Source organism: Trichocoleus sp. ST-U1 (assembly GCF_039961835.1).
In the GTDB taxonomy this organism is placed as follows: Bacteria; Cyanobacteriota; Cyanobacteriia; order Cyanobacteriales; family FACHB-T130; genus FACHB-T130.
Genome location: NZ_JAMPJZ010000141.1, coordinates 1 through 7,132 on the forward strand (window position 1 = coordinate 1; position 7,132 = coordinate 7,132).

Annotated in this window: 6 protein-coding genes, 1 tRNA gene and 1 pseudogene; 3 read left to right on the forward strand and 5 right to left on the reverse strand. The window is 46.0% G+C overall.

The window, feature by feature from the left end; translation table 11 throughout:
• Positions 1-647, forward strand: a 647-nt coding sequence (locus NDA06_RS25910) for a hypothetical protein (protein ID WP_348251922.1), incomplete at its 5' end; no start/stop codon positions are given.
• 64 nt (positions 648-711) lie between these two features.
• Here NDA06_RS25910 and NDA06_RS25915 read toward each other — a convergent pair.
• Positions 712-945 (reverse strand): hypothetical protein, encoded by a 234-nt coding sequence (locus NDA06_RS25915; RefSeq protein ID WP_190415034.1) that lies wholly within the window; start codon positions 943-945, stop codon positions 712-714.
• A 637-nt stretch (positions 946-1,582) separates the two neighbouring features.
• On the opposite strand from NDA06_RS25915, the gene NDA06_RS25920 reads away from it, so the two are divergent.
• Complete coding sequence (locus tag NDA06_RS25920; protein ID WP_190672261.1) at positions 1,583-2,137, forward strand: Uma2 family endonuclease; 555 nt, start codon at positions 1,583-1,585, stop codon at positions 2,135-2,137.
• 189 nt (positions 2,138-2,326) lie between these two features.
• On the opposite strand, the gene NDA06_RS25925 is transcribed toward NDA06_RS25920, so the two are convergent.
• The 3 genes from NDA06_RS25925 to NDA06_RS25935 all read right to left on the reverse strand — a co-directional run bounded on the left by NDA06_RS25925 (position 2,327) and on the right by NDA06_RS25935 (position 4,138).
• Positions 2,327-2,399, reverse strand: a tRNA-Ala gene (locus tag NDA06_RS25925).
• A 114-nt stretch (positions 2,400-2,513) separates the two neighbouring features.
• Positions 2,514-3,236, reverse strand: a complete 723-nt coding sequence (locus NDA06_RS25930) for an HAD family phosphatase (protein WP_190986651.1) — start codon at positions 3,234-3,236, stop codon at positions 2,514-2,516.
• Positions 3,233-4,138 carry a class I SAM-dependent methyltransferase gene (locus NDA06_RS25935; protein WP_348251923.1) on the reverse strand — a complete coding sequence of 302 codons (906 nt, stop codon included), beginning with the start codon at positions 4,136-4,138 and terminating at the stop codon, positions 3,233-3,235. Before NDA06_RS25935 ends, NDA06_RS25930 begins: the two co-directional genes overlap by 4 nt.
• 253 nt (positions 4,139-4,391) lie before the next feature.
• On the opposite strand from NDA06_RS25935, the gene NDA06_RS25940 reads away from it, so the two are divergent.
• The gene (locus NDA06_RS25940; RefSeq protein ID WP_190986649.1) at positions 4,392-6,536 is read left to right on the forward strand and encodes an RtcB family protein; all 2,145 of its coding nucleotides are present in this window, start codon (positions 4,392-4,394) and stop codon (positions 6,534-6,536) included.
• 492 nt (positions 6,537-7,028) lie between these two features.
• On the opposite strand, the pseudogene NDA06_RS25945 reads toward NDA06_RS25940, so the two are convergent.
• A pseudogene (locus tag NDA06_RS25945) lies at positions 7,029-7,132 on the reverse strand (IS630 family transposase); the annotation flags it as partial.

Consider the following 7,132-nt stretch of genomic DNA (forward strand, 5'->3'; position numbering starts at 1 on the left):
CATTCGCCATTCACAAAGCTGATAGCTATCAAAATATGGTCGAAGTGATTGTATGGAGCCTGTTGGTTGGAAGTTTTGGTCTGGAGGCAGTCATGGTAAGCGGATGGATGCGCTGGCAGCAGGTGAGTGCAGGTCAGCAATATGAGGAAGAGGAAGAAACTTTGACTCGTTATGAATCTAAACAAGACCTGGCACCCGCAGAGCTGCCTTCTAATGGTTCCTCTGCCCAGACGTTCAAAGATCCGCGACTGATGGGCTGGGAATTTAAAATTGTGCGAGCTAAAGGCGATTTATTTCGCAATCCAACGGTTTTTCAAAAGCTGTGTGAAGAAGAGGCACAATCCGGCTGGATTTTATTAGAAAAAATGGATGACCGGCGGGTGCGGTTCAAGCGACCGACTGCCATGAGGGACATGATTCCATCAGAATCTCTCGCTTATGACCCCTATCGCAGCCATTACGGGCCTGTCTTGACGCGGCGTACCTGGGCGGCAGCGATCGCTGCTGTGATGGCGATAAGTTTACCGGCTTATTTGGGCTATGCCCTCGTGTCGGCAACGCTTGCGAATTCTTCACAAGTTAATACACCTGCCGCACCCCCACCAGAGCCGCAGTCTTTCCCAAAGCGTCCCTTGGCACCCAGGTAGCTTTTGGCTTCTAACAATTGGCACTTTAGAAAGTAGAGACGCGATTTACATCGCGTCTCTACTGTTAATGGGTTTCTTGCCAGACAGACTGACGCTCTTGAGCGAGATCCCGGATCAGGGATAGCTTTGAGTGCAGATAGTCAGTCATAATATTTGTTTCGTCGGAATTGAGCGATCGCTGTTGTTTCAGTTGCTTCAGCAGCCACTGTACTAGGCTGGCATCGTCTAGCTTCAATAACATATTGGCCTGAGTCGTTTCAATTAAAGCCCAAAGCTGACGCAGCATTGTGGGAGTCATAAAACCTCCTATAAGCGGATAGCTGTTCTGAGTGCCGAATTGGCTAGGAACGGGTGTTATGTGGGTGGTGGGAGCAGATGGGTACGGCACACGGCCTCTTATTTAATTATTCCTTTAGTTTTCCACGATAACTTATCTGGTAATACCAAAATCGCGATCGCACAAGTTGCAACAAGAGTTACCAAATACTTAACAAAGCGAACAATAACTTGACAGGGACTAAGGCGGAAAGTTAAAACTGGTTCCGGATTAACGATGGAAGGGAGCCGCTCAAGGCTTGTAGAGACCTCTGAAACCCCATCCCAACCCTCGTGAAAAAATTTAGGCTCAATAGGCGTTTCAGGAAAATTGAGCCAAGAAAGAAGCTAAAAGACTCAGGCTGCAAGTGTTGTAAGCGGAAATCAATCAATTGAGTCGTTAGTTTTGGGTGACAAAGGCGCAAGTAAAGAGCGAGTCGTTACCGCCAGATTGAGCAAGATAAGCCGTTTTATGAGTCGCCATAGGTGACGATCGATGCAAAGGTTACTGAAGTTAGAACAGGTCATGGCGGAGGAAGTGCGAGAATTCAAGAAACTATTACAGGCACGATCCCTCCTAACCCGCTGAGAAGCGGAATGGCGATCTACTGAGTGAGAAGATGAGTATAGTCACGCAGCCCTTAACTCTGGAGGAGTTCTTAAAACTCCCAGAAACTAAACCCGCATCTGAGTTTATTGACGGAGAGGTTATTCAAAAACCCATGCCTCAAGGTGAGCATAGCCGATTGCAGTTTAAATTTTGCGCGGTTGTTAACGAAGTCGCCGAACCGCAGAAAATTGCGCTTGCATTCCCAGAACTACGCTGTACGTTTGGGGGAGACTCGATTGTTCCAGATGTTGTGGTGTTTCGGTGGGAAAGAATTCCGCTTCGTCCTTCTGGAAGGATTGCCAATCGCTTCGAGATTTATCCCGATTGGTCAATTGAAATCTTATCCCCCGATCAGAGCCAAACGAAAGTATTAGGGAAATTGCTCCACTGCTCTCAGCATGGTACAGAGTTAGGGTGGTTAATCGATCCAGAAGAGGAGAGTATTTTAGTTGTGTTTCCGGAGCAGCGAGTACAATTGCTAAGGGGAACGGCTGAGTTACCTATTCTTAGTGGGATTGGGTTAAAACTGACGGTTGAGCAGGTTTTTAGTTGGTTAACGCTCTAAGACGGATAAGGATTTGCCTGTAAGCGATCGCAGATACTAAGGTGACAGGCGATGTGCAATTTATCAATCTGCAATTAAACCATCGAACTCTAGAGCTTCCTACAGCTAAGAAGACCAAAATCTCCATATAGCTACTCATTCTTAGTAGAGTTTTAGTAGACTTTAGATTAATTACCTTGCTGATGTTAATGGAGAATAGGGAACTCGAATCCCTGACCTCTGCGGTGCGATCGCAGCGCTCTACCAACTGAGCTAATTCCCCAAGCTGTGAGCTAATAGCCATAAGCTATGAGCTATTGAACTTCAATATTCTAAAATATTCTAACATCCAGCCAGAAACAACTAACTATCGCGTTATCCGTACAGAGTCAGTGGTTTATCCGATCGTTGCCTGGGGTGTACTTCGAGAATAGACTTGTTCCAGCCGCTCTAATTCTAAGTCAGAAAACTCATCAACAGCCCAGTTAGCCCAGCGTTGCAGCATATGAAACGGGTAAGTATGCGCTACTCCCACTACTGGCACACCAGCAATCTTTGCAGCTTGAATTCCGGCTGGGGTATCTTCAATCGCCAGACACTCCGATGGCAGTAGGTTGAGATGAGGATATTGCTGATTGAGGCGTTCCACTGCCAGAAGATATCCATCGGGTTCTGGCGAACTCGCGCTGATGTCGTCACTGGCAACAATAACGCTAAAGGACTCAGCCACTCCAGCGCGAGTTAATACCAGTTCTACCTCAGAATGGATGGAGCCACTGACTACAGCCAGTTTCAATTCTCGCATCCGCAATCGGTTAATGAAGTCTTCCAAGCCTGGATAAATAGGTAGCTTTTCCAGCGCCTCCAAGCGCTGCTGGTAGGCTTGCGCCTTGCGGTTCACCAATTCGGTTAAATAGTTTTCGGTGACAAATCTACCGCGATTTTTCAGCAGCTGATTCAGGCAGGAGCGATCGCTCCTGCCTAAACAAAATTGTCGGTAATCTGATGGTTTCGACCGCAGATTCTCTGAAATTAGAACTTCATCAATTAGTTCGCGGTGAATTGCCTCATCGTTAATAATGACACCGTTAAAGTCAAACAAAACTGCCTTCAAAGTCATGCCGTTGTGCCAAAAGCTGGGGCACCAAAGCCCTCCAAATCCTCATTATCTGCCGTGCTACTGGTCGCTGTACGGGATGTTGATACCGAGCCAGGGTTTTGAACTGGGATGGGTTTGATGCCTCTAGTAACTTGGTGTATCCACAACACATCCTGAGTTTGCACCGCTTCAAATCCTGCGGTTCCCATCCAGGCATCTACGCTATCACTGGCGTAAGCTCTGATGTACGGCTCCTCAAAAATATCACTTAGCCAATCTACTTGGCGAATCGTTTTCTGATTGCCATCGAGAATCAACACTTCTCCCCCAGCCTTTAACAGGCGGAAGCTTTCCCGCAAGATGGTGCGAGATACGGCGGGTGGTGTCTCGTGAAACAACAAAGAAGCCGTTACCAGGTCAAAGGACGCATCAGGAAAGCCAGTTTCTTCAGCATTCCCGTGCAAAAATTGGATGTTTAGCTGTGCTTTTTTGGCTTTGTAGTCAGCCATCACCAGCATATAAGGCGACAAGTCTAGACCAATGACTTCCGCTTGCGGGAAAGCTTGCTTTAACATCAGCGTTGTGGAGCCGGTACCGCAGCCTAAGTCTAAAATCCGTCGCGGTTGCCCTCCAATCGCATCAATCAAGCTTTGGCGTACCCAAGTTTCGTTGGGAGGCAAGGCGTACTGGGTAATCGGGTCGTAGGAAACTGCCGCACCGGAGTTAAGATAACCGCGCTCAATGCCGTGGAAGTTTTGGCTACTGTAGTAGGAGGGATAGGAAAGATTGGGTTTCCGGAAGCGATCGCCCTCTTGCTCCCAATCCACACTCTCATAGAAACTCCGCAGCTTCTCTTCATCAATCAACAGCCGAACCACAGGTGCTAAGAAGCGCTCATAGATTGAGTTCTTGCCAACCGCCATAGGATTTTATCTGCGTTGTTGTAGATTACCTGAGGAGCGTTCTCCTCTTTACAAATCTTAATGCTATTTATAACGCAGAAACTCTTCCTGCGGATGTCTTTGGGAGATGACAAACCCGCACTCCTTTATGTATTATAAAAGTAATACATAAAGTATTATTGCCAGAGCTACCTCAGCGCAGATTGCGATCGCGACCGGGAGTAGGCTCGCAGCGTCACGGATCTTTAATATCAAATATCAGCGGCAAACGTTTATGCCATACGAAAAGCTAGAAATTTCAACCCCAGTGCCAGTGCTATCTTGGGCAAATCATGCCCTTGGTTCCGATGAAACCAAGATGGCAAAGAATGTTGCCTCCCTGCCATTTGTATTCAAACACGTAGCGCTGATGCCAGACGTTCACCTTGGCAAAGGTGCCTTGGTAGGTTCTGTTGTGGCGACTAAAGAAGCAATTATGCCAGCTGCTGTCGGTGTGGATATTGGTTGCTTTACTGGTGACACTCTGGTTCCTTTAGCTGATGGTAAATCCTACCCAATCGGAGAACTAGCCAAAGCTCAGCAAGAGTTTGTTGTCTATTCCTGCACCGAGACTCAAAGAATTGTAGCCGCGAAGGCTACGGCTAAGCTAACTCGTCGTAATGCAGAACTCTTAAAGGTAGTTCTCGACAACGGAGAGGAAATCAAATGTACCCCTGACCATCAATTCATGCTCAGAAACGGCACTTATCAGGAAGCTGGCGACCTCAAAGCTGGTGCTTCGTTGATGCCTTTTTATTCCCAAGTAGATAAAGATGGATATATTTTAATCCAGCAACCCTATTCAGGTAGATGGCAAAAAGCGCACTGGGTTATTGCTCGGTCTGGGTTATTAGGGAAAGTTCCTTCATTTAACGGTCAGAAAACTGTTATTCACCACAAGAACTTTGAGCAAGCTGACAATCGTCCAGAAAATCTAGAGTTTATGGGTGATAAAGATCATTCTGCTTATCACCGCTCATTAGTAGACAGGAATACCCATTGGCAATCGTTAGAGTTTGAGGAAAAAAGAAAGCAAGCGATCGCGGCTAAAGCCACTACTCCGGATGGATACAGATATTATTCTGAAAGAGGGACGAAACATATTCTTCATATGCAGGAACGTCCAGAACATTTCAGGGCATCCGTATCGGGAAATGGGGCCAGAGGAAAGCAGTTTTTAATTCAATACAACACCAGCGAAAAGGGAAGATACAAGAGCAAGGAAATTGCTAATCGGATTTACATCTGTGAAACTTGTGGAGATGAAGTCAAAAGTCCAATCGGGCTTCATAATCACAGAAAGAATCAACACGGCTACAACCATAAAGTAGTCGAAATTATTCCCTTGACAGAAAGAGAAGATGTTTACTGCTTGACAGTGCCAGAATATGGTAACTTTGCCCTAAGTGCTGGCGTTTTTGTCCACAACTGCGGGATGATGGCAATTAAAACACCCTTTACTGCCGAACAATTGGAGGGTAAGCTAAAGCAAATTCGTCTGGATTTAGAAGCAGCGATTCCGGTTGGTTTCAATGAAAACAAAGATGTTGAAAAAGCCGTTTCAAACTGGCAGGGTTGGCGAGATTTCAAAGAATTGCATTCAGGGGTGCAGCGCCTGGAAAGTAAAGCCATGAAACAGATGGGTTCTCTCGGTGGCGGGAATCATTTTATTGAAGTTTGCCTGGATACCGAGAACGCTGTCTGGTTAATGCTGCACTCTGGTTCCCGCAACATCGGTAATATGCTGGCACAAAACCATATTGGTACGGCTAAAGAACTCGCAAAACTAGCAGGCGATCGCTTACCCGATCCAGACTTAGCTTACTTTGTCGCTGGTACGCCTGAATTTGCCACCTACTGGCACGATCTACAGTGGGCGCAAGACTACGCCCGTTTCAACCGCGACGTGATGATGGCGCGTTTTAAGCGAATTGTAGAAAAGCATCTCGCTGGGGGTAAACAAACAAAGCCGCTGCTGTCAGTGAACTGTCACCACAACTACGCCGAAAAAGAAGTGCATTTTGGCGAAGATGTGTATGTCACTCGCAAAGGTGCAGTCCGGGCACGTGAAGAAGATTATGGCATTATTCCTGGTTCAATGGGGGCAAAATCTTTCATTGTTAAGGGTAAAGGTAATGCTGAAAGCTACTGTTCTTGCAGTCACGGCGCTGGACGTTTGATGTCTCGAAACAAGGCAAAGAATGTCTACACATTGGATGATTTGATTCAGCAAACAAATGGTGTAGAGTGCCGCAAGGATGAGGGCGTTTTGGATGAAATTCCTGGCGCTTATAAACCGATCGAGCAAGTTATGGCTAATCAAGCGGATCTCGTTGAAGTTGTAGCGACGTTGAAGCAGGTTGTCTGTATTAAGGGTTAATTTATGTAGGGTGGGCGATCCCCACCTTTTTTGTTTTTTAACGCAAAGGTATGCAGAGGATAACGCAGAGTTTAATTAACTTAAAATGTAGTTTTATAATCTTCCACGGATTAGTAAGAATTTCTGACACAAGCGATCGCTTATGGTACTTCTCATCGATAAAAGTACCCAGGAGAACTTGCTGAAACCCTTGCCTATTCTTCCTCTTCTACCATCTGTTCAATAAATTTTTGCACTAAAGGCACAAAAATGCGAACTGACAAGTTAGTGCTTCGCTATCGCCTTGTTGATGCAACACTTCTTTCCTAACCAGTTTTCGGACAATCCTGGGATTTTAGTTTGTGGGAGTTTCTCCTGAAACTAGACACCGCAGGAATTTGCGATCGCTATCTTACAAACTTCTTCACAATTCCCGATAATACTCGCCCTAAATGGAGTAAGTCCCTCAGGTGCTACCCCGAAAAACTAATTTGCTGGTATTGCCATAAGTGCTTAAGCAAAATTAATTACATATTCGGTTCCGACTTTTTTTAGCACATTTTTGACATACTTTACTAAACTTTTCCAGTCCCGATAAGCCTCTATCTCTATCCATT